Genomic DNA, 24,280 nt, shown 5'->3' with positions numbered 1-24,280 from the left:
TCTAAAAACTCCTTAATTTAAAAATTAGCTTCTAATTTCTTTCTACGTTGATAGTATTGTAACCCCAATTGAATCAATTCATCAATTAAGGCGCTATAAGATAGACCCATTTCTTGCCACAAATAAGGATACATCGAATATTTGGTGAAGCCCGGCATCGTTTGAACTTCATTTAAAAAGACCTCGTCACCGGTGCTCAAAAAGAAATCCACCCGCGCTAAACCTGAAGCCCCTAACGCAATAAATGCCTGTTTTGCATAGGTTTGTATTTTTGTTTTAACCGCTTCGCTTACTGGTGCTGGGATAATTAATTTTGTTGAACCGTCTACGAATTTAGCATCAAAATCATAAAAAGTCCGAGCCTTGCCGATTTCTCCCGGTACAGTAATTCGAATATCATCATTACCTAAAATCGCTACTTCTAATTCCCGGGCATCTGGTACACCTTGCTCCACAATAACCCGGTCATTATATTTAAACGCCTCATCAATTGACTTTTGCAATGCCGTCTTAGCTGTTTTATCATCAGCAACCATTGAAATACCGATACTGGAGCCAGCATTAGCCGGTTTAACAAATAGCGGCAGCAATAATGACCCTAAAACACGATCTAAGATACGATCTGCATCTTTAAGCCAATCATTATATAAAATCGCTTCAAAAGGCACTTGCGGAATACCAGCTTCTTGGAAAACAAGTTTGCTAATAATTTTATCCATCCCCGTTGCTGAAGCCATCACGCCATCACCAACATAAGGCATATTTAAAACATCTAATGCCCCTTGAATGGTACCATCTTCTCCGTTGGTACCATGAAGCATTGGAAAGACGATACTATTCTCACGCTCAAAATCATAAGGCGTCACAGCCGTCCCGTAAGATTGCTGATCCGGTGCTTGATAGCTGGCCTGATCGGCAACAGCTAAATGTAGTTGTTTTTCAGATTCCAAAGGTGCCGTCAATAACTGACCCGCAATAAATTGCCCGCTTTTAGTAATATAAACTGGCACTAATTGATGTTTCTCGTACGAAATTGCCTCGACTACTGAAAAAGCACTCAAAATTGAAATATCATGTTCTACACTGCGTCCACCATAAAGTAAATAAATTCGCATACGTTTTAACGCTCCTTTGATTCAGTTTGTAGACTCACAAGCCAATGCTGTGTTTCTCGATTATAACTTAAATAACCTAATAAAATATCACCGTCAGGCACCCAAGTTGCTTCATTCACGACAAATCTATGCTGCAGCTGATAAAGCGGTACTTCTAAAAAGACGCCTTGACGCTTAGCTTCTGTAAAGTTTAACAAAGTCCCGTCAATTAACAAAGGCCGAAGTACTTGAATAGTTGCTTTATCTAAAGGCACATACTGCACCCGATGTCGTCGGAACAAAAAGCTTTGATCAAAAGTATGGGCTTCAAAACACCGGACAATTGCATTAGATAAAACTTGGTAAAAATTATCCAGCTGCCGATAATAAACCTTAGTTAAGTGATCCATTGACTCTAAAAAGACATATTGATTTCCGAGTTTATAATAAAATGGTGACGAAAGATGCGTATACGCATGTCCTAAATAAAGCAATTCCGCAACTTCTTGCGGTGTAACTTCCTCTAAGTAACTTGTATCCGCATAATCAATCCATTTTTTGGCTTTAAGTTTACGATTTAATAAGTAACTCAAAACATCCTCACGCCCTGAAATCACATTAAATCCAGTATGTGGATCAATCATTTCATCTGGATTCACAGGTGACAATAATAATAAATGTTCAGGTACGTGCTTAAAGCCATTCACAAAATCGGCCATATCAATACCATATGAAACAATCATATTGGTAACGGTTTCTAAATGCACATATAAATAATCTTCCGCCATCTCCACCATAACTCCATCTATCCAATAAATTCCGAAAAATACACAGTCCCAATATTAAATATTACCACTTTTTAAATGGTCAAAGCCACTAAAAATTATTCTAAAAGCCGAACAATATGCTTAATATTTCATAAAAAAGGCCGCAACAATTAATTGTTGCGACCTTTTTGACAGAATACTTTCGCAAAAATATGCGCAGGATTCAATATGCTTATTCAGCGTCTTCAGCTGGTTTTGCATTTTTGTCGACAAAACCATATTTTTTGTTAAAGCGATCCACACGGCCATCGGCTTGCGTGAATTTCTGTCTGCCCGTATAGAATGGGTGTGAATCAGAAGAAATTTCAACACGGATTAATGGATATTCAGCGCCTTCAAATTCAATTGTTTCACTAGAGTTTCTTGTTGAACCAGAGATAAACTTATACCCAGTTGCGGAATCTAAAAATACAACGGGATGATAATCTGGATGGATACCTTTTCTCATTATTGTTTCGCTCCTTTGCCCTAAATCATTTGCTGAAATAGAGATAATAATGCTTTCTTGCACATCTTAAAATACTAACATGATTTTCATTTAAAGACAATAGCTATTTTTAGAAACTCAGTCATCAATCATTTCAACGTCTGCCCCAAGTTTCTTTAACTTATAAACAACCCGGTCATAGCCCCGTAAGATGTTATCTACCTTTGAAATTGTCGTTTTGCCCTCAGCCATTAAGCCTGCAGTCATCAAGCAAGCCCCCGCCCGAATCTCATCAGCGGTTACTTCTGCACCTTGCAAACGATCCACATGATGCAAAATAATCACATCATTTTCGAGGCTAATATCTGCCCCCATCCGAATCAATTCAGGTATGTGCCGGACACGTTTAGGATAGATTGTATCGATCACAATGCCATCACCTGCCGCCTTTAACAGTAGCGGTGTAATCGGTTGCTGTAGGTCGGTCGCAAACCCAGGATAAGGGCTGGTTTTGATCTGAACCGCCTGTAAGTTGCCAGAAGGATAAACAAAAATATTGTCTTCTCCCACGTCCATCTGCACACCGATTTCTTCTAATTTTGCTAAATAAGCATCTAAATGCTCACTGATGATATTCTTGACATTAACGCCATCACCACAAGCACCCGCCATGGCTAAATAAGTTCCAGCTTCAATTCGATCTGGAATAATAGTGTGGGGATTTTTGGCATACAGATGCGCAACCCCATCAATCCGAATCGTATCCGTACCGGCACCTCTAATTTTAGCACCCATATTGTTAAGGTAAGTTGCCAAATCAATGATTTCTGGTTCTTTAGCTGCATTTTCGATACTTGTTTGTCCCGTTGCTGTAACCGCCGCTAAGATCAAATTGATCGTGGCGCCAACAGAGACCATATCTAAGAAAATCCGTGCGCCATGTAAGCCTTCTTCTGGTGCCGTAATAAACATCGCACCATGTTCATTGCTTACAGAAGCCCCTAGTGATTCAAAGCCTTTGATATGCTGATCAATTGGTCTTGGGCCAATATCATCCCCGCCAGGCAGTCCCACAATGGCATGCCCAAAACGGCCTAATAAAGCCCCCATAAAGTAATAAGACGCTCTTAAACTTTTGATTTTACCATTAGGTAGCGGCTTAAATTCAATTTCTGTAGGGTCTAATGTTAAAGTATCCGTTGCTTCATTAAAGTTTGAATGCACATTCATTGCACTCAAAATATCCATTAGATTATACACATCTTTGATATGTGGTACCCCATCTAATGTCACTACTGATTCTGATAAAATTGCAGCTGGAATTAAGGCTACGGTACTATTCTTCGCGCCACCAATTACAACTTCACCTGTTAACTTACGTCCACCATGAATTATCATTTTTTTCATTTACTTTTATTCCTTATTATTAAAAGATAAATTTTTCATCAAAGTGACACCACTGTATAAGTATATCTCAAGTGGCTGACACTATATGTAATCATATAGAAAATATGGATAAATTACAAGGTATGACCCGGGTAATTTATCCTTTTCTATAAGAATTACGCGTTAAAAAAATCAGGTTCATAATAAACCTAATTTTTTCTTAATTTTATAGCATGCTTAAATCACGATGAGACGCTAATTTTAATTATATTTTTATTTAATTTTAATTTATTGATCATTTAAATTAACCAAATATTCATATTAACGTCATTTATCTACAGTAGCGACGATTAATCTTTGGCTAAACCTGAAGCAACACCAATAAAGGCTTTGAATAGTCCTTCAGGACGGTTTGGTCGAGATAAGAATTCAGGATGATACTGACTAGCAACAAAGAATTTATTAGTTGGAATTTCTACAACTTCCACTAAACGGTTATCCGGTGAAACACCAGAAAAGACTAAGCCTTTTTCAGCTAATAAATCACGATACTTGTTATTGAATTCATAACGATGACGATGACGTTCTTGAATAACGCTTTGACCGGCATAAGCGGCTGCAGCCACACTGCCTGGTTTTAATTTACATGGGTAAAGGCCTAAACGTTGTGTACCGCCCATATTTTCAACATCATGCTGATCAGCCATTAAATCAATGATGTTATCTTCAACATCTGGATCTGTTTCAGTTGTACCTGCATGTTTTAAGCCAGCGACGTTGCGTGCAAACTCAACACAAGCCATCTGCATGCCTAAGCAAATGCCTAAAAATGGAATATCATTTTCCCGGGCATATTTTGTAGCTGCAATTTTGCCTTCAAGGCCACGATTGCCAAAGCCCCCAGGTACTAAGATCCCATCGGCATCCCCTAGCAATTCAGCGACATTGTCATCTGTTAAACCTTCAGCTTGAACTTTGTTTAATTCAATATCAGAATCATAGAAGTAGCCCGCATGTTTTAAGGCTTCTGTCACTGAGATGTAAGCATCTTGCAATTCAACATATTTGCCGACCAACGTAATTTTTGTTTTATGTTTTAAGTTTTGCACTTTTTGTTCTAAGTTACGCCAATCTGTCATATCTGCTTTTGGTGCGTCAATATGCAGATAATCGCAAACGATTTGGTCCATGTTTTGAGCCTGTAATGTTAACGGTAAAGAATAGAGTGTTTTAACATCTTTAGATTCAATTACCGCTTCAGGATCAACGTCACAGAACAACGCAATTTTATCCCGTAATTCTTGAGAAACCGGTTTTTCTGTCCGGAGTACTAATATATTAGGTTGAATCCCCAAACTTCTTAATTCTTTAACACTATGTTGCGTAGGTTTTGTCTTCATTTCGCCGGCCGCATGCAAATAAGGTACTAATGTCGTATGAATATAAATTGCATTTTCAGAACCGACTTCTGATTTCATTTGGCGCAAGGCTTCTAAGAATGGTAGCGATTCAATATCCCCTACAGTCCCGCCAACTTCTGTGATAATTACATCAGAATCCGTTGTTGTTGCTGCCCGCATAATTTTTTCTTTAATCATGTTTGTAATATGCGGAATGACTTGAACGGTTGCCCCAAGGTATTCGCCGTGACGTTCTTTTTGCAGAACTTCAGAGTAAATTTTACCTGTCGTCACGTTAGAATATTTATTTAAATCGTTGTCAATGAAGCGCTCATAATGTCCAAGGTCAAGGTCTGTTTCGGTCCCATCATCTGTAACAAATACTTCCCCGTGCTGGTAAGGATTCATCGTTCCAGGGTCCACATTAATGTATGGGTCAAATTTTTGCATGGTAACCTTCAACCCGCGATTTTTTAACAAACGTCCTAGTGAAGCTGCTACAATACCCTTTCCTAGAGAGGAAACAACACCGCCGGTTACAAAGATATACTTGGTCATATCAAAACTCCTTCATTGTTTTGTCGAGGCGTAAATTACATAATAATAAAACAAGCTCCTCATTCATTCGAATAAGGAGCTTGTTAAAACCGTACTTTGGCTTTACCGTAGTAAAGCGCCCAAAAAGTATAGTACATGAAAAGTATACAAGAGTCAAGAGAAAATCAGTCGCTTTTTAAAGCCTACTTACCGTCGTTTGATGAATCCTCACCAAAGTCGTCATCTTCATCTTCGTCTTCATCATCTTCACCGAATTCAGAGAGCTGACCTTCGATACCGTCTGGTAAATCGTCGTCTTCATCATCGTCAATCTCGCCTAATTCGTCATTATATGCATCTAACTCTTCAGTTTCTTTTTCTTCAGTTTCTTCTTCGTCGTCATCTTCAAAATCGTCGTCTTCAGGATCATCATCGTTATAATCGATTACATCATCGTCATCATCGACGTCTGCTAAAAAGGCGTTAACCTTCTTCCGACGTTTACGACGTGGTGCACCTTCTTCATCTTCAGGATGATTAACTTCCTCGTCAACGGAATCATACGGATACCATTCACGCAAACCCCATACATTTTCGCCCAATGAAATAAACCGACCGTCAATGTTCAAATCAGTATAAAATTGAGATAAGCGATCTCTAATTTCTTGATCACTTTTGTCTAGATAGGTTTGGATGGCATTCACTAAATCAGCAAAGGGGACAACTTCACCCTTTTGCGTTAAAATAGCGTGCGCAACTTCAATCATAGAAAGTTCGGACTTCTTTTGTCCATTAAAAATGTCTAGATCCAACCAGTACACGTCCCTTCAGCAGTCTACTCCTCATAATATACCCTTACGCCGTAAAAATCAATTGTAATTGATAATCACCAATATGATCACCGCTAGCAAAAAGTTTATATTCAATATATAATTCTCCAGAAATCGGGCGATTTTTCATGCGAAATTGCAGTTTAGGGGTGATGGTTTCCACCGGAATTTCCCCATAAGGCGTTTTATAACGGGCCACCATCTTATTGCCTAGACTAAAAAATAGTTTTAGATTAATGCCATCTTGGCGGGACATCCGTGATAACTGCACATCCCCGTTACCCATGACTTTAATCATCACCGGTGTTTTTGCACCTGTCTTTTCATCTACTTCTGAATATCTAAAATAAAGGGTGTCGCCAATTTGAACGAGTTGCCCTGGTTCGTCAAAGACATGTTTTGTGGTTTCACCTGCTTGATTAACAATAGTCTGCAGATGAATTTCAATGGGTGTTGCATTTGTTAAATCCATTTAAAATCCCGTCCTTTCTTTCTAGACTTATTATAAATTTAAATGGTGTCTATCACAAATCATATTTATTTTTTAAAGCTTGTTTTCTAAAATTTATCATTAGCTATACCGCTCCATAATGACGACAATTTATAAATGGTCTATAATTAATCATATAATTATATATTCTATAACAATATAAGGTGATTGTATGCAAGAACTCGCACAGATTTATCCCACTACTTCTTTTTTAGTGGCTGATAAGCATTATACACCCAGCCATAATTTAGAAAGTTTCGCTGATACAAATGCTATTTTACGCTATAGTGACACTTTTGATCAGCCGTTAATTCATTTTTGGACCTTGGAAGATTCAATTATTTTAGGCATGATGGATACAAAACTGCCGTATTTTTCAGAAGCCTTACAAGTTCTAAACCAACAGCAAAAACATTACTTCATTCGTAATTCTGGTGGCTTGGCGGTTGCCAGTGACGCTGGTATTTTGAATGTCTCTTTATGTCTGCCAAATTATAAAGATGCCGGTATTGACGCTGCTTATAATCAAATGGTGACTTGGGTTCAGCGTGCTTTTCCAAACGCGCCCCAACCGATTGAAGCCTACGAGATCACCCGCTCTTATTGTCCGGGGACTTATGATTTGAGTATCGCCGGGCAAAAATTCGGTGGTATCTCTCAACGCCGGGCTCAAAATGGTGTCATTATTATGTTATACCTCAGTGTCAATGGTGACCAGCATGGCCGAAGTCAGCTCTTAAAGGATTTTTATACGACTGGCTTAAAAGATGCTACTACAAAATGGACCTTTCCTGATATTGATCCTTCGTCCATGGCAAACTTGGAAACCTTATTACAGCAACCACTGACTTTAACGGATGTTAAACAGCAATTGCTTAGTGTCTTTGAACAAAATCAGCTGCTAAATACGACTGCAGATTTTACAACACTCGCACAAGAGCCAGAGTATCAAGCTTACTTCCAACAATTTTTAACTAATTTACAACAACGTAATCAGCGGGATTTACCGCATCTTTAAGGAGTCGATTCAATTAATGACGACTAATGCAAAACTGTTACCTCGAGAAAAAGTTTTTCGTGATCCAGTGCATAACTATATCCATATTGAACACCAAATCATCTTAGACTTGATTAATACTCGGGAATTCCAGCGCTTACGACGGATCAAGCAGTTGGGTACGACTGCCTTGATTTTTCACGGTGCTGAACATACCCGCTTTACACATTCCTTAGGGGTTTATGAACTCACTCGACGGATCTGTGACAATTTCTTGCGAAATTATCCCAGTCAAACACCTGGCGATGGCTTATGGAATGACCAAGAGCGGCTGGTTGCTTTATGTGCTGCTTTGCTCCACGACATTGGCCATGGTCCTTATTCCCACACATTTGAACGTATTTTTAATACCGATCATGAAGCTTGGACCGTTCGGATTATTACCGCACCAGAAACCCAAGTCAATCAAGTGCTACGCTCTATTAGTCCAGATTTTCCGGAAAAAGTCGCCAGTGTGATTCAAAAAACTTACCCCAATCCCCAAGTCGTTCAAATGATCTCTAGTCAAATTGACGCTGATCGTATGGACTATTTGCTCAGGGATGCTTATAACACAGGCACAAAATACGGCCTTTTTGATGTGACGCGTATTTTAAGAGTTATGCGGCCGTTTCAAGATGGCATTGTTATTCAAGCTAATGGCATGCACGCTGTAGAAGATTATATTGTCTGCCGTTATCAAATGTATCAACAAGTCTACTTCCATCCCGTATCCCGAGGCATGGAAGTGATTTTGACTCATTTGCTGCAACGGGCTAAATATTTATGTGAGCAGCAAGGCAGTCGCCAAATTCAAACCCCAACTTTGCTGGAACCTTTTTTTGAAAATAATTTCACACTAAATGACTATTTGCGCCTAGACGATGGCGTCTTAAATACTTATTTTAATTATTGGCAAGATAACACCGACGATATTTTACGGAATTTAGCGCATCGCTTTTTAGATCGAAAACCATTAAAATCCATCGAATACACCGAAGCTACTAAAACAAAATTAGCAACTATGACCCAATTAGTTACCGAAGCCGGCTTTGATCAAGCTTATTTTACAGCAACCAATGCCAGCTTTGACCAACCTTATGACGCCTATAATCCCACAAATCAAGCTACCCGTATCAAACCGCAAATCGAAGTCATGGAAGCAGATGGCACCTTGAATGAGCTCTCCACATTAAGCCCTTTAGTCCATGCCCTGGCCAACAGTGCCACGGGAGATCGGCGCTTTTATTTTCCGAAAGAAATGCTTCAACCCACGGATTTACAGCTCTTTACCCCCGTTTATCAAGAATTTCAAAACCATATTAAAAATGGTATGCTTATCTAAACAAATCCAAAGGAGTAATTATGTCAAAAATAAAACTCATTGCCATTGATATGGATGGCACTTTATTAAACGATCAACAAGTTATTAGTCCTGAAAACAAAGCTGCAATTAAGGCGGCTGACGCTGCGGGCATTCAAGTTGTTTTGGCCAGCGGTCGCCCACTAAATGGTTTACGCAAATATTTGGAAGAATTAAATTTATGGTCCGAAGAACACTATACCATCACTTTTAATGGCGCGTTAGTTCAAGAAAACAAAACTAATGCCACTATTTTGGAGCACACAATCCCCTTTGAAACCTTCCAGACTTTTTATGATTTATCAAAAACGCTAAATATCCACATCCACGCTGAAGATAAAAATGCCATGTACACGCCTAACAAAGACATCAATCGCTACACTGTTTTAGAAAGTGCCTTAGTAGACTTACCATTATTTTATCGGCCATTAGCCGAGTTTGAGCCAACCCACCGCTTCTCTAAAGTCATGATGATCGATGATCCGAAACTAATTAGTGCCGCTGGTCCCAAAATCCCCGAAGCACTACACGACCAATACTACATCGTAAACTCCACCCCATACTTTATTGAAGTCATGAATAAAAACGTCAGTAAAGGCAACGCCATTGCAGAATTAGCAAGCTACTTAAACATCCAACAAGATGAAATTATGGCCATTGGCGACGAACGTAACGACCTAACCATGCTAGAATACGCCGGCACCGGCGTCGCCATGGGCAACGCCGTCCCTCAAGTCAAAGCCATCGCCAACAAACACACCACCGACAACAACGAAAGCGGCGTTGGAAAAGCAATCCAGACTATATTATAAGAGCGTGAGCTAGAGCGGGAAAGCCTCGAGCACTAACCTAGGCCTGTGCCGTAAGTGGGCTTTACTTACAAACAGGACGTAGTTAGGTGAGAGCTTTGCTCTAGTGAACGCGTTTCGGAACCAGAGCGCGAGAGCTTACGGGTTGACAATGCGCATAACCTAGGCTTACGACATAAGCCCGTTTTTGGCTTGTGAGTAAGACGTAGTTAGGTAAATTGTCAGTAAGCTCGAGCGCGTTTCAGAACCAGAGCGCAAGCTAGAGCGGGAAAGCCTCGAGCACTAACCTAGGCTTACGATATAAGTCCCAAAAAGTAAAAGCGACCAAGTCAATTAATTGACTCAGTCGCTTTTTATTTATATCGCCTTATCTAATTGTTAACCACTTTTCCACAGCCCACTGATGGGTTGGGCGTTTCAAACCTTGCAGGCCTTGAGGGATTGGCAGCCAAATCAAGTTGTTGAAATCTTCTAGCGGATCTTTTATTTTTTTGAACGATTCTGCCACATAAAAATAACCTGGGTTATAATAAGCCTGCTGCCGGAAATGTGAATAATAATATTCTCCGGAACGTCCTAAATAGTGAACACCAGTAACTTGAAAGCCAGCCTCTTCCAAAAGTTCTCTTTTCAAAGTTGCCAACTGATCTTCTCCTGACTCCATCTCACCGCCAGGTAACAATAAAGCGCCATTGGGTGCCGTCACTAAAAGCATTCGATAATGCTGCGCATCTGGAATAATGATATACGCACCGATGCGTGTCTTATAAGGCAGCTCCGGTTCTTTTGTTCCAAAAACAGCTTCATCAATCTCGCTCGGTTCAACTTCTTTAACCACGCTAATCCCCCATTTTCTGTGACAAAGATTTGTTAAGCTTTCGCTTCTTGTTTTGCTTCTTGTTTTTTCATCTCGTTGCTACGCAATTGACCACAAGCAGCGTCAATATCCGTCCCGTGTTCACGACGCACGACGCAATTAATACCACCTTGCATCAAAGTATCATAAAACTTGCTGATCGTATTTTTACTACTACGACTATATTGGTCATGTTCCGTTACTGGATTATAAGGAATGATGTTAACATATGCTAGTTTTTTAATCGGGCGTAATAAAGCTACCAATTCTTTAGCCTCTTGAACATGATCATTAACATCATTTAGCATAATGTATTCAAATGTTACTCGGCGATTTGTCTGATCAATATAATAATTGATTGCATCAAATAATTTTTCTAAAGGATAAGCTCGATTAATACGCATAATCTGACTTCTTAATTCATTATTCGGCGCATGAAGTGAAATGGCCAAATTAACTTGCGTCCCGCGATCAGCGAATTCCCGAATTTTGTGGGCCAAACCTGAAGTAGACACTGTAATATGCCGAGCACCAATCGCTAAGCCTTGTTGATCTTTAATAATATCGATGAAGTTCATAACATTATCAAAGTTATCAAATGGTTCGCCGATACCCATTACAACAACATGCCCAACCCGCTCGTCTTTTTTCTGATCGTCCAAATAATGTTGGACTTGCATAATCTGGGCAACAATTTCACCCGCTGTTAAATCTCTTTGTTTACGGATTAAACCACTGGCACAAAAAGTACAGCCAATATTACAGCCAACCTGTGTTGTAACACAGACAGATAGACCATATTCCATATACATCAAAACCGTCTCAATCATTAAGCCGTCCGATAACTGGAATAAATACTTCGTTGTTCCATCACTAGCGCGTTGTGTCACGATCGGTTTTAATGGGCTAAAATCAAAGTTTTCGGTTAAAATACTAATTAAATTTGCCGGTAAATTGTGCATTTCATCAAAACTACGAACTCGGCTTTGATATAACCAATGCCAAATCTGTTTACTGCGGAATTTCTTTTGATCATGTGCTTCTAACCACTGAGTGAGCTGTGGCAATGTTAAATCATAAATTGATGCTTTCAAAAATGAGGCCTCCGTTGCTTTCTTAATTGTTAACTGACTTTCTATAATGTCAGAAATTAGTGTCGTTTATGCTAATCATCTTACTATAAGATACTTTATAATATTAAGCAATAAGAGAATCCTCGATAAAACTTCACAAAACAAATTAATTCCCATATAATTATTAGTATCTCACTAACACCACATTCACAAAAGGAGGCTGAAAAAATGTTAAAAGAGTTTAAAGAGTTTGTAATGCGAGGCAACGTTGTAGATCTGGCTGTTGCCGTTATTATTGGGGCCGCCTTGAATCAAATGGTTTCGTCTTTAACGACCAATTTGATTAATCCGCTACTCGGCTTGTTTGTTGGTAAGATCAATTTTTCATACCTTTCATTCACAGTTGGGGCAGCTGAATTCAAAATCGGTAATTTTATCAATGATATTATTAACTTCTTAATTACTGCTTTTGTTATCTTCTTAGTGGTTAAGGCTTTGAATAAGTTAAATGCGATGTCTCGCCGTAAAGCTGACGAGGCTGCGGAAGCTGAACCAGAAGTACCGCAAGACGAAATTTACCTTAAGGAAATTCGCGATTTACTTAAAGCACAAAACGATACAAAACAATAAGTACGAATAAATAGAGGCTAGCCCTGAAAAATTAATTTTGGGCCTAGCCTCTATTTATTTGTGATTGTCACACTCTGGTTTAAACGCGTTCCCAAAGACTGATTTTTGCGCTTAGCTACGTCTAACTTGTAAGCGAAAACCGCTCACGGCGTTAGCCTAGGCTATGCTCAAAATCAACCCGTCTTTTGTCACGCTCTGGTTTTGAAACGCGTTCACCAACACTGATTTTTGCGCTTAGCTACGTCTAACTTGTAAGCGAAAACCGCTCACGGCGTTAACCTAGGCTATGCTCAAAATCAACCCGTCTTTTGTCACGCTCTGATCTTTAAACGCGTTCAGGGGCACTGACTTCTCACATAACTACGAATTATTCATAAGCGAAAACCGCTTATTTCATAATTCTAGGTTAGTGTTCGAAGTCAAAATCGTACCCCTTCACGCTCTGTTATTTTTTCCTAATTTTATGCCAAATGCCTTTAACGCCGTTTTTTGTAACGTCCCAGACGCCCAATGAGCGGACCATATGCTCCGGATCTACGTGTTCTCTGATAGCGCGCAATGTACGCTTAGGATCTCTGGATGAAAAAGAGTAAGTCCCATTTTTTCGCGTCCGCAAGGCATATCTTGGAATCCACTTTCCTTTGAATACGATTGAGGCAATGACATATTCTACTTCTTCCCAAGGAATTTGAATGAACTTCTTAGCATCCCGGCTATTGTAAAATTCAAAACCCTTATCGCCAATCATAATTTGCCCATACTCTGGCATGCCTAAGTATGAAGTTCCATTGATAACTAATTCAACTTTTGTATTGATCGATTGAACCATGACGCCGCTCCATTCTTTACGTTTTTAATTCGCCTTAGTTTAATTATAAAGTCTGTGGCTCAAACAAGCAAAGTCTTGTAGAAAATGTCCCAGACAATGGTAAAAAAAGAAGAGGTTGCGCCAAAAGTTAACTTTTGACTCAGCCTCTTCAAAAGAATTTACTTTGTCATAAATTCTTCATAATTCAAGTTTAATTCGTTCACTTTTTTGGATTACATTAAGTGAATTAAGTGGAAGACGATACCAACAACGAACAAGCCGAGGATGATAACGATTGGAGAAACTTTCTTCTTCAATAACCACATGCAGAATAATGTTAACCCTAAGGCAGCTAAACCAGGAATCAAGCTATCTAAGTTATCTTGTAACGTTGTAACCTTTTCAGGTGTTAAAGATAAACCAGCTTTTTGTTGTAACAATGCTTCTTGGATACCTTTGGCGCCAGATGGTAATTTACCCCAGTCGATAAAAGCACCTTTGTCTAATTTGACAGAAGATACGGTTGGTGTAAATGAGATAGAAACCCATCGGTTAACCAATGATCCCAGGATGAACATACCTAATATTGACGCACCTTTTGTGATGTCTTGTAATAAACCACCAGAAACGTCTTCTGTAATCTTAGAACCAGCTTTGTAACCAAATTCTTGTGTGTACCACATGAATGCCATCCGAATGGCATTCCATAATACAAAGTACAAGATTGGGCCAAGAATGTTCCCAGAAATTGCAAGTGATGCAGCTAAGGCACCTAAGATAGGTTTAACCGTGAACCAGAATACTGGATCCCCGATACCTGCCAAAGGACCCATCATACCAACTTTAACCCCTTGGATCGTAACGTCATCAACAGGTGCGCCATTAGCTCTATCTTCTTCAAGTGCTAATGTAACCCCGATGATTGGTGAAGCTACATATGGATGGGTATTAAAGAATTCCAAGTGACGTTTTAATGCAGCGGCACGGTCTTCTTTAGTAGTATATAATTTTTTAAGTGCTGGAATTAATGTGTAAGCCCAGCCACCGTTTTGCATACGTTCGTAGTTCCAAGACCCTTGAATGAAAGTCGAACGCCACCAAACAGAAATACGATCTTTTTTCGTTAAACTAATTTCTTTTGCCATTTGTGTCCGCCTCCTTCTTAGTAGTCATCAATTATGTCGCCGAGAGGATCCCCTGTACCAGACGCATTGCCACCATTACCTGAGCCGCCTTGTTTGCCAAGTGCTAAGTAGATAAGGGCAAGTGATACACCGATAGTCCCTAAAGCGATTAATGTTAATTGTTGGATTGTTGCTAAAACAAAACCAATGGCGAAGAATGGCCATACTTCACGCGTAGCCATCATGTTGATAACCATCGCATAACCAACGGCAACGACCATGCCACCACCGATAGCTAAACCATCTGTTAACCAAACTGGCATTGCTTCAAGCATCCCTCTTACAGGGCCACTACCAACTGCTAAGATTAAAGCAGCAGGAATTGCGATACGCAAACCTTGCATGCAGATTGCTAAAATATGCCATAATTCAACTTTTCTAAAGTTACCATCTTTAGCAGCACCGTCCATGATATGAACAATAACAGTTGCTAAAGTACGTGCCAAGATTGTTAGTAACAAACCGGCAACAGCAAGTGGGATGGCAATGGCGATCGCTGATTGAACACCGGCCTTGCCTTGGCCCCCAAGTACTAGAATAATTGCAGATGCGATAGAAGCTAAAGCAGCATCGGGTGCAACAGCGGCGCCGATATTTGCCCAGCCTAATGCGATCAATTGTAGTTGACCACCTAAAATAAGACAAGGTGCTAAGTTCCCTGTAACTAAGCCAATTAACGTACAAGCAATTACTGGTTGGTGGAAGTGGAATTCATCCAAAATACCTTCCATACCAGCAAGAAACGCGACGATAATGACTAATATCATTTGAATAGCATTTAAATTCATGATTATTAATCCTCCATTTCCGCCTGATAACTGAAATTATTTCTTTTCATTCAACTCGTTTTGAGCCTTCTTCATGATGTCGTCCATATTGCCCTTAGAATCATTAGGTACTTTACGAACATCAAAACTGATGCCCTTATCTTCTAATTTCTTGAAAGTGTCAATATCATTTTGATCAAAAGCTAAAACTTTATTCGGTTGAACTTTACCAGTCGAGTGTGCCATAGAACCAACGTTAAGTGAATCAAAACTCAATCCACCATCCACTGCTCTAAGAACGTCTTGCGGATTTTCAAATAGTAATAAGGCCCGTTGCCCACCAAAGTGTTTGTCATCTTGTGCTAATTTGATCATTTGATCCACTGGCACAACGTGTGCTTTAACACCTGGAGGAGCAGCTTGTGTGATTAAGTTCTTACGAAGATCGTCTTTTGCGACGTTGTCTGAAACAACAATGATCCGAGTTGGATTAACAGATTTCGTCCAAGCCGTTGCAACCTGACCATGTAATAGTCGAGAATCCACCCGAACTAATACATAACTCATTTTACCTGGTGCCCCAGCGCTAGCGCCTGATTTCTTAGGTGCAGCTGCAGCAGGTTTTGGTTCCAATGCTTCCGGTTTGATTTTGACGCCCTCACGCCCAGCTTCGACTAAATGCGCAGCAATTTCTTGAGCAGAGTTCATTGTCAAACGTGACCCATAAGCCTCAATTAACATCGGCAGGTTAAGTCCCGTTACAATAGCCCATTTGTCCTTATGTTGTTCAAACAGACCATTGGATTGGTTGAATGGTGAGCCACCCCAAAGATCAACTAAAAATAAAACTTCATCTTCAGGATCAAACTTAGCAGCAGCAGCTTCCAGATGTGCTTTTAAGTCGTCTGGACCTTCATTTGGCATAAAAGTAACAGCTTCTACTTTTTCCTGTTCGCCAAAAATCATTTGTCCAGATTGCATAATGCCCTCTGCAAACTTGCCGTGACTTGCAAGAATGATTCCAACCATATGGATCGCCTCCTAAAATAAAATTAGTGATACTCTTAGAAAAAATGTCTAAAACATAAATATTAAGAATGTGGTAATAATTGCAATCCCATAAATATACAATTAAGAATATCACTGATACGAATATACTCATAAATTCACGATTTTGCAAGTGTTTTCTTGATATTGTCTGTTCATTTTCATGAAAGGGTATGTACCAATTGGTTTTTCAAAAAAAAGTGAAAACTAATATTTCAGATTTCTTGCCAGTCTTAACTAAAAACACGATATATCGCGAAAAATTTATGGGAAACTAAAAATTTTTGGTTGACTTATATTTTTAATTTTATTTTAAATTTCCTTTAAAGTTTATAAAACCTCTGTTTTTTGAATTATTTTGCAGAGATGCTAATAAGTTATGGTACTATAAAAGTTCATACAAAAAGTACAGTTTATCATTAATAAACTGTACTTTTTTATATATTTAGTTTTGAGTACTCTTGAATCTTGTTTCAAATAATGGACTTACTGGATTATTATGATAAACATGTTCAATCGCCGTGCCCATTAATTCGCCAACTGAAATTTGAACCATTTTATCAATCATTTTTTCTTTTGGCAGTTGGATTGTATCCGTCACGACTAATTTAGAAATCGCTGAATCACTAATCCGTTCAATCGCTGGTCCAGACAAGATTGGGTGCGTACAGCTAGCATAAACTTCGGTTGCACCGGCGTCTTTTAACGCTTGGGCAGCTAATGTAATCGTGCCGGCAGTATCAATCATATCATCAATGATAATGCAGCGTTTGCCGTCTACATGTCCAATGATATTCATAATTTCAGCAACGTTAGCTCTAGGCCGCCGTTTGTCAATAATTGCTAAGGGCACCTTTAAAAACTTAGACAATTGCCGCGCCCGCGTAACGCCCCCATGATCGGGTGAAACAACGACGGCATCTTTTTCTAAATTATTTTTCAAGAAGTAATCCGAAATCAATGGTGCGCCCATCAAATGATCCACTGGTATATCAAAGAATCCTTGAATTTGAGCAGCATGTAAATCAATGGTCAACACCCGATCCGCCCCAGAACGCTGCATCATATTGGCCACTAATTTGGCCGTAATTGGTTCTCTTGGCTTCGCTTTACGATCTTGTCTTGCATAGCCGTAATAAGGAATCACTAAGTTTACACGGTGCGCTGAAGCTCTTCTAAGCGCATCGATCATGATTAACAGCTCCATCAAGTTATCATTTACTGGATTTGAAGTGGATTGAATTAAGAAAACGTCACAGCCACGAATACTCTCATCAATATTAATTTGAATTTCGCCATCACTAAAGCGGTTCACTGAAGATTTCCCTAAGGGCACACCCACAGCCTCAGCAATTTTTTGAGCGAGTGGAAAATTCGAATTTAAAGCAAAAAGTTTTAATTCATGCTGGTTCGTATATGCAGTTGTCATGTTGACCTCCATTTTCAATTAATTATTCCCAATCTTTAACATCTGCTAAAGGTAAATTTTGCCAATAATCTAGTTTATTGGTCTGCCGTGCCCGGGCAATTGCCATGGCGTGTTTCGGCACATCATCTGTTACCGTAGAACCCGCTGCAATAAAGCTATGATCTGCAATGTCTACTGGTGCAATCACATTAGAATTACTACCTAAAAAGACATGGTCGCCTACATTGGTATGGAACTTCTTAATGCCATCATAATTGACAAAAACGACCCCACAGCCCACGTTAATATCGCTGCCCAAAGTGGCATCCCCAACATACGTTAAATGACCGACTTTCGTCCGTGGGCCAATCACCGCTTTTTTAATCTCACAGAAGTTGCCGATGTGGACATCTTCGCCAATATCTGATTTAGGCCGCAAATGGCTATTCGGGCCAATGTTGCTGCCACGATGCATAATTGAGTCCTCGATCGTTGATGCAGTCACAGTGACGTCATCTTCAAGAATAGCATCTGTTAATTTAGAATTAGCGCCAATCACGCACCCAGAACCAATTTTTGTTTTACCCTTTAGTAAAACACCAGGTTCAATAACCGTGTCGTTGCCAATTTCAACGCCAGTGTCAATATAGGTGGCTTTTGGATCAATGATTGTAACCCCATTACGCATATGCTGTTCATTAATGCGTTGCTGCATGACTGCCGTTGCTTTTGCTAGAGCCACTCGATCGTTAACACCCATGGATTCTTCAAAATCAGTCATTTTGTAAGCGGATACAACGCCACCGCTTTGACGAATAATTTGAATGACATCTGTTAAGTAATATTCCCCTTGTGCATTTTCATTTGTCACATGATGCAATGCGTCGAATAATGTCTTATTATCGAAGCAATAAACACCTGTATTAATTTCAGTAATTGCGGCTTCTTCATGAGTGGCATCTTTTTGTTCAACAATTCGTTCTACATTGCCTAAATCATTTCGAATAATCCGACCATAGCTCGTTGGATCTGGGGCAACAGCCGTTAAAATAGTTGCTTGTGCTTTTTTTTCTTCATGAAATTTAAATAATTGATTAAATGTATCCGCCGTTAAAAGCGGTGTATCGCCATTGACAATTAAAGTCATCCCGTCTTTGGCGCCAAGCAATGTCTCTGCTTGCAAGACAGCATGGCCTGTACCCAACTGTGCTTCTTGCAAAGCATATTCAGTGCGCTGGCCTAAAACAGTCTCAACTGTTTGAGCACCGTGACCTACAACGGTAACAATTTTAGCAGGTTTTAGCTGTTCAACTTGCGTTAATACATGGTCTACCATCGGCTGTCCACAGACAGTGTGTAAAACTTTGTAAAGTTTTGACTTCATCCGAGTCCCTTGGCCGGCTGCTAAAATAATGGTATATCTATCAGACATTGCTGAGTTCTTCCCTTCATAAAAAAAGTCAATATCCGCAACTATTCTACATTAAAACCCACCTAATGAACAGTGGCAAAATAAGCCTTCTTGTTAATTCTAGTTAATTTTAAATTATTTTCTAAATTTATAACGACATAAACATTGCTGTATAAGGGATTACGTATATTATACAGAAATAAAACAAAAAGATTACAAATTAAACTATCTGTCCCGAAATTTCTTTTAAAGTCATTTAAGCTTTTGGTTGCAGCTGAATAAAATCAGTTTGAGCCACATAATTTCCGGGGACAGCTAGAATTTGATTATTATCCGTATCAATTTGTTCAACCCGAATCAGTGACGTATAGGTAGGAATATTGCGTTTGCCTTCAAAATTACCTTCACCAAAAACTGCGATACCGGCCAAATTAGCATCAAATTCTTTGACCATGCTGCACATGCCACTAATCGTACCGCCGCCCTTCATAAAGTCATCAACGATTAAGACATTGGCGTCTTGCTTTAAACTTCTTTTAGACAGTTCCATTTTTTCAATCCGGTTAGATGAACCAGAAACATAGTTGACACTGACCGTTGAACCTTCTGTAATTTTAGAATCTCGGCGAACAATAACAAACGGCTTATTTAAATAATAGGCCACACTTTGCGCAATAGGGATCCCCTTTGTCGCAATAGTCATCACGACATCCACTGATTTTTTAGCATATTGCGCTGCGATTAATTTGCCGACTTGCCGTAAAACTTCAGGTGTCCCTAATAAGTCAGACAAATAAACATAACCCCCAGGCAAGAGACGATCTGATTCAGAAATGCGTTCACTCATATCTGTTAAAAAGTCCTGTGCTGCTTGGGCTTCCACTGTAGGGATAAAGCGTACGCCGCCAGCTGCACCAGGAACGGTTTCCAAAATACCAGTGCCTTGTCTGGCAAAAGTATTGCGAATAATGGTTAAGTCTTCACTAATTGACGATTTGGCTGAACTGAATTTTTCCGAGAAATAAGTCAATGGTACTAGAGTGTGGGGCCGTTCTAAGAGATAGCGTGTCATATCAATCACACGATTGCTTCTGCGTACTTTCATGATAAAATAAAACTCCTTTATTTAAAGTCCCTATACGACTGAATAACTGATAACATTATACGTGTTCGGATAGGAAAATCATAGCTTTATTCTAAAAACAACGAATATTGTTCGTATTTCTATAGAATTATCTCATCATGATTTAATGTATAGGACTGCAACAGGTAAACTTGTCGACAAAAGCCCCGCATGCTATTTAAGACATGATGGGCCCGACTTTGACTGTGACAAAGGCCAAATACGGTCGGCCCACTACCAGACATAGCTGCGCCATCCGCACCAAATTGAATTAATTTTGTTTTTAGATGATCAATTTCACTATGTTTTTGAGCGGTCACCGTTTCAATAACATTACCCATCCCGGCAATAATTTCGGGATAATTATTCGTTAATAGTCCATTTTGGACCCGTTGAATATCTGGTCGTCGTTTAAGCTGGTCGGGTTTAATTTGTTCTGATATTTTTTTAGTTGAAACCGAAAAATCCGGCTTTACAACAATGAAATAAAGATGTGTCTTCGTCTGCAGCGGTGTCACCAGTTGTCCTCGCTCCTGAACCCGGCTTAAACGCGAAATAATACAATAAGGAACGTCCTCATCTAATGTCACACCCAGTTCAAGTAATTCCTGGCGCGTCAGCTGCAGCTGCCAGAGTTTATTTAAGCCACGAAGGATGGCAGCAGCATCACTACTGCCACCACCTAGTCCAGCTGAAACAGGGATATTTTTTTCAATATAAATATCAACCCCTTGATGCACTTGATAGTTACGTTGCAGCAATAACGCGGCTTTAAAGGCTAGATTACGCTGATCCTCTGGCACAAAACTCATATTGGTCTTAAAAGTAATGCGATTGTCAGTCCGTAGATTTAAGTGGACGTAATCAAATAAGTTCAATGAGGTCGTAATGGTATCCCATTGAAATTCTCGATTAGGGTACTGTCCTAAAATATTCACCGCCAAATTTAATTTAGCGGGTGCCATATATACTTCTGCCATAAAGATTCACCAAACTTAATTTATTAATCTAATTATAGCCTATAATAAGGTGGCAAAAAAAGAGTCAATCGACTTCAGTGTTTATTTTTATGCTGTCAGTTTTAGTCCATTTAGGCTTAAAAAAAGACAGTTGCCACAAAATTATGACAACTGTCTTTTTTTAACGTTTTTATGAAATGTTATAGCAACGTATTTTTGAATCAAATAATTTGTCAGTTCTAATCAAAATCAATTTCAATTGACTTCGTGAGTAGATCCGCATAACTATAAGAGACCCGTTCAAAGGAATTTTCCTTTTGGTCTAAATCGACTACGAATACCGCTGGATAAGTTTCTTTCAGCGTTCCCCGTCTTCGTGTCGTCTTTTTACGACCTGCCTGTGCAACAACTGTTAGACTATGTCCAACTTTTCCATCAAGATCATGCTTGATACTTGCTAATGTCATTGGCATGCACTCACCCCTTGTGCAACTATTATATCACAAAAATGGGAAATTTGCCATTTTACCACAAGATTATAGATTTTTCCAGACTAAAATGTAAATTTATATCAATTTATAGCCATCTTTTAATAAAATTGTAAATAAGCCGTAAAGTTCTGTAATTGACAGGGCTTCTGCACGAATATCCGGTGATAGATCAACCTTTGCCAGACAGTCTGAAAATTTTTGTTTGGCTTCACTGCCACCGCCAAAATGCTGGATTAAATTATTCAATAATCGTTTACGTCGCTGCTTAAAAACAATTTGAACAAAGTTATTAAAAGCTAATTTATCCGCAGCTGGGATAAGCGGGTCTTTTAAAGCCGTTAAGCGAACAATTGCTGAATCTACCTTAGGCTGGGGTATAAATGCCGTCTTAGGCACTTTAACTGCGATCTCAGCGTCCATATTCATCTGTACAGCGACGCTTAAGGAGCCATAAGTTTTATGTCCTGGTTCGGCAATTAAACGCTGAGCCACTTCATATTGCATCATAACAATAATTTCAGCCAGTTCATCCGTAGCCGCAATCAATTTTAGCAAAATCGGCGTTGTGATGTAATAAGGTAAATTAGCCAATACTTTAATCGGTCGATTTAAGTCGAATTCAGTGGCTAAAAATTCTGGTAGAGCGACTTTTAAAACATCTTGATTTCTCACGGTCACATTATCATAAGCCGCTAATGTATCCGCCAAAATTGGCAGTAACCGTTGATCAATTTCTAAAGCCACCACTTTTTGTGCGCGCTGGGCCAACAATTGGGTTAATGCGCCAATACCCGGACCGATCTCCAAAACTTGATCTTCAGGGGTTAAGTTTGCTGCCGAAACCATTTGTTCCAGTAAAGCAGGATTGGTCAAAAAATTTTGACCTAAGCTTTTTTTGAAGGTAAACCCATGTTTTTTTAAGATTTCCCGGGTAACACTAGGCTCACTAATTAATTCAGAATGATTCGTCATCTTGCTGTGCCTCACTTTCATTGACCTGGGCCACTGCCTTCTCAAATTCAGCTCGACTGATTTGAAAAGCATTTAACCGTTTTAACAATTGTTTGCCGTTAACTTTACCAATGTGCAAAATATCGCCTAACTGAACCCGCCGGCGCTTTGCCTGGGGGCCAACAATTAATGCGGCTGCTAATAGGTCATGCTGGGTGATCGGATCAATGACTTTTGCAAGCGGTATTGCACTATAAGCGGCGTTTAAAGCCGTCTGTAAAGCTTGATCTGAAGCATGTTCCACCCCTAAGGTGCCCTTAGCTTTGGGCACAGCAGAAGAAGCCGGCAAAAAAGCCTGCTTCACTTCTGGAATTGTTTGAATAATCGTCTGTCTAATTTTTTCACCTGGGGCATCTGGATCTGTAAAAACGATAACGCCCCGTGTTGCTTGTGCCTGCTGAATCAAGTCTAATGTCGCTTGATCAATGGCTGAGCCGTTGGTTTCAATCGTGTCCAAATTAGGATCAAATTGATGTAACCGCTTCGTATCATCTTTACCTTCCACAACAATTATTTCTGGAATGTTTAATTTATGACTTGTCATTTAGTAACCCAAAAACCTCCTGTGCATTGTGGTAAGTCACTGCTGCAATGTGCTCTGGTGTTGTATTACGTAATTCAGCTAATTTCTGAACAACATAATACGTATAGCCTGGTTCGTTGGGTTTGCCCCGATAAGGTACTGGGGTTAAATAAGGTGCATCTGTTTCCACGAGCAATTTATCATCTGGGACAATTTTAGCAGCAGCTTGGATCAAAGGCGCATTTTTAAAGGTCACCATGCCGCTAAACGAAATATACATCCCTAAGTCTAAAAAGCGCTGTGCCAAAGTTTCATCGCCGGTAAAACTGTGCATAATACCGCCAAAATCGCTTACTTTGCTGGCTGCTAATAAGCGATAAGTATCCTCAAAAGCCTCCCGACTATGAATGGAAACCGGCAGATTTACACTTGCTGCAATGGCCAATTGCCGTTCAAAAACTTGTCGCTGTACATCTTGTGGGGACGTATCCCAATGATAGTCCAGGCCAATTTCACCTAAAGCCACTACTTCTGGCAGCGCCAGTTGTGTTAACAAGACTTTTTCAGCGTCAGGCGTGTAGTCCTTGGCAGACTCGGGATGCCAGCCAACAATGGCGTATAGCGCTTCAAACCGTTGGGCTAACTTAATCGCATTGGCATTCATTGTGGTATCTGAACCGACAATCGCCATATTTGTGACGTGCAAACTTGCTGCATGGGCGACGAACTCAGCTTCTTTTCCAGCATATGGCGTGTCATTTAAATGTGTGTGTGAATCAAAAATTGCCAT

Annotated in this window: 25 protein-coding genes; 4 read left to right on the top strand and 21 right to left on the bottom strand. The window is 39.6% G+C overall.

Annotated elements, in window-relative coordinates; all coding sequences use genetic code 11:
• Positions 1-17: 17 nt before the first annotated feature.
• From EKM93_RS07820 to EKM93_RS07790, 7 genes are all read right to left on the bottom strand, one after another.
• Complete coding sequence (locus EKM93_RS07820; RefSeq protein WP_125714684.1) at positions 18-1,115, bottom strand: D-alanine--D-alanine ligase family protein; 1,098 nt, start codon at positions 1,113-1,115, stop codon at positions 18-20.
• 5 nt (positions 1,116-1,120) lie between these two features.
• Positions 1,121-1,882, bottom strand: a complete 762-nt coding sequence (locus EKM93_RS07815) for a hypothetical protein (protein WP_125714682.1) — start codon at positions 1,880-1,882, stop codon at positions 1,121-1,123.
• A gap of 211 nt (positions 1,883-2,093) precedes the next feature.
• On the bottom strand, positions 2,094-2,369 hold the full coding sequence (locus EKM93_RS07810; protein ID WP_125714681.1) for a type B 50S ribosomal protein L31: 276 nt from the start codon (positions 2,367-2,369) through the stop codon (positions 2,094-2,096).
• Between the two features lie 117 nt (positions 2,370-2,486).
• Positions 2,487-3,755 carry a UDP-N-acetylglucosamine 1-carboxyvinyltransferase gene (locus tag EKM93_RS07805; RefSeq protein ID WP_125714679.1) on the bottom strand — a complete coding sequence of 423 codons (1,269 nt, stop codon included), beginning with the start codon at positions 3,753-3,755 and terminating at the stop codon, positions 2,487-2,489.
• 329 nt (positions 3,756-4,084) lie between these two features.
• Positions 4,085-5,692 carry a CTP synthase gene (locus EKM93_RS07800; protein WP_125714677.1) on the bottom strand — a complete coding sequence of 536 codons (1,608 nt, stop codon included), beginning with the start codon at positions 5,690-5,692 and terminating at the stop codon, positions 4,085-4,087.
• Positions 5,693-5,874: 182 nt separating this feature from the next.
• Positions 5,875-6,483, bottom strand: a complete 609-nt coding sequence (gene rpoE / locus EKM93_RS07795; protein ID WP_125714675.1) for a DNA-directed RNA polymerase subunit delta — start codon at positions 6,481-6,483, stop codon at positions 5,875-5,877.
• Between the two features lie 43 nt (positions 6,484-6,526).
• Positions 6,527-6,973 carry a DUF1934 domain-containing protein gene (locus tag EKM93_RS07790; protein ID WP_125714673.1) on the bottom strand — a complete coding sequence of 149 codons (447 nt, stop codon included), beginning with the start codon at positions 6,971-6,973 and terminating at the stop codon, positions 6,527-6,529.
• Positions 6,974-7,163: 190 nt separating this feature from the next.
• Between EKM93_RS07790 and EKM93_RS07785 the strand changes: the two genes are divergently transcribed.
• The 3 genes from EKM93_RS07785 to yidA are packed head-to-tail and all read left to right on the top strand — an operon-like array spanning position 7,164 to position 10,202.
• Positions 7,164-8,009 (top strand): lipoate--protein ligase family protein, encoded by an 846-nt coding sequence (locus tag EKM93_RS07785; RefSeq protein ID WP_125714671.1) that lies wholly within the window; start codon positions 7,164-7,166, stop codon positions 8,007-8,009.
• Between the two features lie 16 nt (positions 8,010-8,025).
• On the top strand, positions 8,026-9,372 hold the full coding sequence (locus EKM93_RS07780) for an HD domain-containing protein (protein WP_125714669.1): 1,347 nt from the start codon (positions 8,026-8,028) through the stop codon (positions 9,370-9,372).
• A gap of 20 nt (positions 9,373-9,392) precedes the next feature.
• Positions 9,393-10,202 carry a sugar-phosphatase gene (gene yidA / locus EKM93_RS07775; RefSeq protein ID WP_125714667.1) on the top strand — a complete coding sequence of 270 codons (810 nt, stop codon included), beginning with the start codon at positions 9,393-9,395 and terminating at the stop codon, positions 10,200-10,202.
• A gap of 364 nt (positions 10,203-10,566) precedes the next feature.
• On the opposite strand, the gene EKM93_RS07770 is transcribed toward yidA, so the two are convergent.
• A complete protein-coding gene (locus EKM93_RS07770; RefSeq protein ID WP_376923052.1) occupies positions 10,567-11,037 on the bottom strand; it encodes an NUDIX domain-containing protein in 471 nt (156 codons plus the stop codon).
• A 32-nt stretch (positions 11,038-11,069) separates the two neighbouring features.
• Positions 11,070-12,149, bottom strand: a complete 1,080-nt coding sequence (gene rlmN, locus EKM93_RS07765; protein ID WP_125714665.1) for a 23S rRNA (adenine(2503)-C(2))-methyltransferase RlmN — start codon at positions 12,147-12,149, stop codon at positions 11,070-11,072.
• Between the two features lie 207 nt (positions 12,150-12,356).
• Between rlmN and mscL the strand changes: the two genes are divergently transcribed.
• Entirely contained in the window at positions 12,357-12,758 is a 402-nt protein-coding gene (gene mscL / locus EKM93_RS07760) for a large conductance mechanosensitive channel protein MscL (protein ID WP_125714663.1), read from the top strand.
• Positions 12,759-13,203: 445 nt separating this feature from the next.
• Here mscL and EKM93_RS07755 read toward each other — a convergent pair whose 3' ends face one another.
• The 12 genes from EKM93_RS07755 to EKM93_RS07700 form a co-directional block, all read right to left on the bottom strand.
• The gene (locus tag EKM93_RS07755) at positions 13,204-13,587 is read right to left on the bottom strand and encodes a DUF956 family protein (RefSeq protein WP_125714661.1); all 384 of its coding nucleotides are present in this window, start codon (positions 13,585-13,587) and stop codon (positions 13,204-13,206) included.
• A gap of 212 nt (positions 13,588-13,799) precedes the next feature.
• Complete coding sequence (locus tag EKM93_RS07750; protein ID WP_125714659.1) at positions 13,800-14,711, bottom strand: PTS system mannose/fructose/sorbose family transporter subunit IID; 912 nt, start codon at positions 14,709-14,711, stop codon at positions 13,800-13,802.
• A gap of 17 nt (positions 14,712-14,728) precedes the next feature.
• Positions 14,729-15,538 carry a PTS mannose/fructose/sorbose transporter subunit IIC gene (locus EKM93_RS07745; protein ID WP_125714657.1) on the bottom strand — a complete coding sequence of 270 codons (810 nt, stop codon included), beginning with the start codon at positions 15,536-15,538 and terminating at the stop codon, positions 14,729-14,731.
• Between the two features lie 36 nt (positions 15,539-15,574).
• Complete coding sequence (locus EKM93_RS07740; protein WP_125714655.1) at positions 15,575-16,546, bottom strand: mannose/fructose/sorbose PTS transporter subunit IIA; 972 nt, start codon at positions 16,544-16,546, stop codon at positions 15,575-15,577.
• 463 nt (positions 16,547-17,009) lie between these two features.
• Positions 17,010-17,993: a ribose-phosphate diphosphokinase gene (locus tag EKM93_RS07735; protein ID WP_125714653.1), complete on the bottom strand. Its 984-nt coding sequence runs from the start codon at positions 17,991-17,993 to the stop codon at positions 17,010-17,012.
• Positions 17,994-18,015: 22 nt separating this feature from the next.
• Positions 18,016-19,404 carry a bifunctional UDP-N-acetylglucosamine diphosphorylase/glucosamine-1-phosphate N-acetyltransferase GlmU gene (gene glmU, locus EKM93_RS07730; protein ID WP_125714651.1) on the bottom strand — a complete coding sequence of 463 codons (1,389 nt, stop codon included), beginning with the start codon at positions 19,402-19,404 and terminating at the stop codon, positions 18,016-18,018.
• A 235-nt stretch (positions 19,405-19,639) separates the two neighbouring features.
• Positions 19,640-20,488: a pur operon repressor gene (gene purR, locus EKM93_RS07725; RefSeq protein WP_125714649.1), complete on the bottom strand. Its 849-nt coding sequence runs from the start codon at positions 20,486-20,488 to the stop codon at positions 19,640-19,642.
• 119 nt (positions 20,489-20,607) lie between these two features.
• A complete protein-coding gene (ispE, locus tag EKM93_RS07720) occupies positions 20,608-21,486 on the bottom strand; it encodes a 4-(cytidine 5'-diphospho)-2-C-methyl-D-erythritol kinase (RefSeq protein WP_125714647.1) in 879 nt (292 codons plus the stop codon).
• A 218-nt stretch (positions 21,487-21,704) separates the two neighbouring features.
• On the bottom strand, positions 21,705-21,938 hold the full coding sequence (locus tag EKM93_RS07715; protein ID WP_125714645.1) for a Veg family protein: 234 nt from the start codon (positions 21,936-21,938) through the stop codon (positions 21,705-21,707).
• A 93-nt stretch (positions 21,939-22,031) separates the two neighbouring features.
• The gene (gene rsmA / locus EKM93_RS07710; protein ID WP_125714643.1) at positions 22,032-22,928 is read right to left on the bottom strand and encodes a 16S rRNA (adenine(1518)-N(6)/adenine(1519)-N(6))-dimethyltransferase RsmA; all 897 of its coding nucleotides are present in this window, start codon (positions 22,926-22,928) and stop codon (positions 22,032-22,034) included.
• Entirely contained in the window at positions 22,912-23,511 is a 600-nt protein-coding gene (rnmV, locus tag EKM93_RS07705; RefSeq protein WP_125714641.1) for a ribonuclease M5, read from the bottom strand. The genes rsmA and rnmV overlap by 17 nt, the downstream gene beginning before the upstream one ends.
• Positions 23,498-24,280, bottom strand: a complete 783-nt coding sequence (locus EKM93_RS07700; protein ID WP_125714639.1) for a TatD family hydrolase — start codon at positions 24,278-24,280, stop codon at positions 23,498-23,500. The genes rnmV and EKM93_RS07700 overlap by 14 nt, the downstream gene beginning before the upstream one ends.

It is taken from the genome of Agrilactobacillus yilanensis (assembly GCF_003946725.1).
Classification (GTDB): Bacteria; Bacillota; Bacilli; order Lactobacillales; family Lactobacillaceae; genus Agrilactobacillus; species Agrilactobacillus yilanensis.
Note: the sequence above shows the minus strand (reverse complement) of the source record. Positions and strands in the feature narration are given on the sequence as shown.

Excerpts from the sequence above, each read along its gene's own strand:
- EKM93_RS07820 (WP_125714684.1), bottom strand. The coding sequence starts at position 1,115 with ATGCGAATTTATTTACTTTATGGTGGACGCAGTGTAGAACATGATATT.
- EKM93_RS07815 (WP_125714682.1), bottom strand. The coding sequence starts at position 1,882 with ATGGCGGAAGATTATTTATATGTGCATTTAGAAACCGTTACCAATATG.
- EKM93_RS07810 (WP_125714681.1), bottom strand. The coding sequence starts at position 2,369 with ATGAGAAAAGGTATCCATCCAGATTATCATCCCGTTGTATTTTTAGAT.
- EKM93_RS07805 (WP_125714679.1), bottom strand. The coding sequence starts at position 3,755 with ATGAAAAAAATGATAATTCATGGTGGACGTAAGTTAACAGGTGAAGTT.
- EKM93_RS07800 (WP_125714677.1), bottom strand. The coding sequence starts at position 5,692 with ATGACCAAGTATATCTTTGTAACCGGCGGTGTTGTTTCCTCTCTAGGA.
- EKM93_RS07790 (WP_125714673.1), bottom strand. The coding sequence starts at position 6,973 with ATGGATTTAACAAATGCAACACCCATTGAAATTCATCTGCAGACTATT.
- EKM93_RS07785 (WP_125714671.1), top strand. The coding sequence starts at position 7,164 with ATGCAAGAACTCGCACAGATTTATCCCACTACTTCTTTTTTAGTGGCT.
- EKM93_RS07780 (WP_125714669.1), top strand. The coding sequence starts at position 8,026 with ATGACGACTAATGCAAAACTGTTACCTCGAGAAAAAGTTTTTCGTGAT.
- yidA (WP_125714667.1), top strand. The coding sequence starts at position 9,393 with ATGTCAAAAATAAAACTCATTGCCATTGATATGGATGGCACTTTATTA.
- mscL (WP_125714663.1), top strand. The coding sequence starts at position 12,357 with ATGTTAAAAGAGTTTAAAGAGTTTGTAATGCGAGGCAACGTTGTAGAT.
- EKM93_RS07755 (WP_125714661.1), bottom strand. The coding sequence starts at position 13,587 with ATGGTTCAATCGATCAATACAAAAGTTGAATTAGTTATCAATGGAACT.
- EKM93_RS07750 (WP_125714659.1), bottom strand. The coding sequence starts at position 14,711 with ATGGCAAAAGAAATTAGTTTAACGAAAAAAGATCGTATTTCTGTTTGG.
- EKM93_RS07745 (WP_125714657.1), bottom strand. The coding sequence starts at position 15,538 with ATGAATTTAAATGCTATTCAAATGATATTAGTCATTATCGTCGCGTTT.
- EKM93_RS07740 (WP_125714655.1), bottom strand. The coding sequence starts at position 16,546 with ATGGTTGGAATCATTCTTGCAAGTCACGGCAAGTTTGCAGAGGGCATT.
- EKM93_RS07735 (WP_125714653.1), bottom strand. The coding sequence starts at position 17,993 with ATGACAACTGCATATACGAACCAGCATGAATTAAAACTTTTTGCTTTA.
- glmU (WP_125714651.1), bottom strand. The coding sequence starts at position 19,404 with ATGTCTGATAGATATACCATTATTTTAGCAGCCGGCCAAGGGACTCGG.
- purR (WP_125714649.1), bottom strand. The coding sequence starts at position 20,488 with ATGAAAGTACGCAGAAGCAATCGTGTGATTGATATGACACGCTATCTC.
- ispE (WP_125714647.1), bottom strand. The coding sequence starts at position 21,486 with ATGGCAGAAGTATATATGGCACCCGCTAAATTAAATTTGGCGGTGAAT.
- EKM93_RS07715 (WP_125714645.1), bottom strand. The coding sequence starts at position 21,938 with ATGCCAATGACATTAGCAAGTATCAAGCATGATCTTGATGGAAAAGTT.
- rsmA (WP_125714643.1), bottom strand. The coding sequence starts at position 22,928 with ATGACGAATCATTCTGAATTAATTAGTGAGCCTAGTGTTACCCGGGAA.
- rnmV (WP_125714641.1), bottom strand. The coding sequence starts at position 23,511 with ATGACAAGTCATAAATTAAACATTCCAGAAATAATTGTTGTGGAAGGT.
- EKM93_RS07700 (WP_125714639.1), bottom strand. The coding sequence starts at position 24,280 with ATGGCAATTTTTGATTCACACACACATTTAAATGACACGCCATATGCT.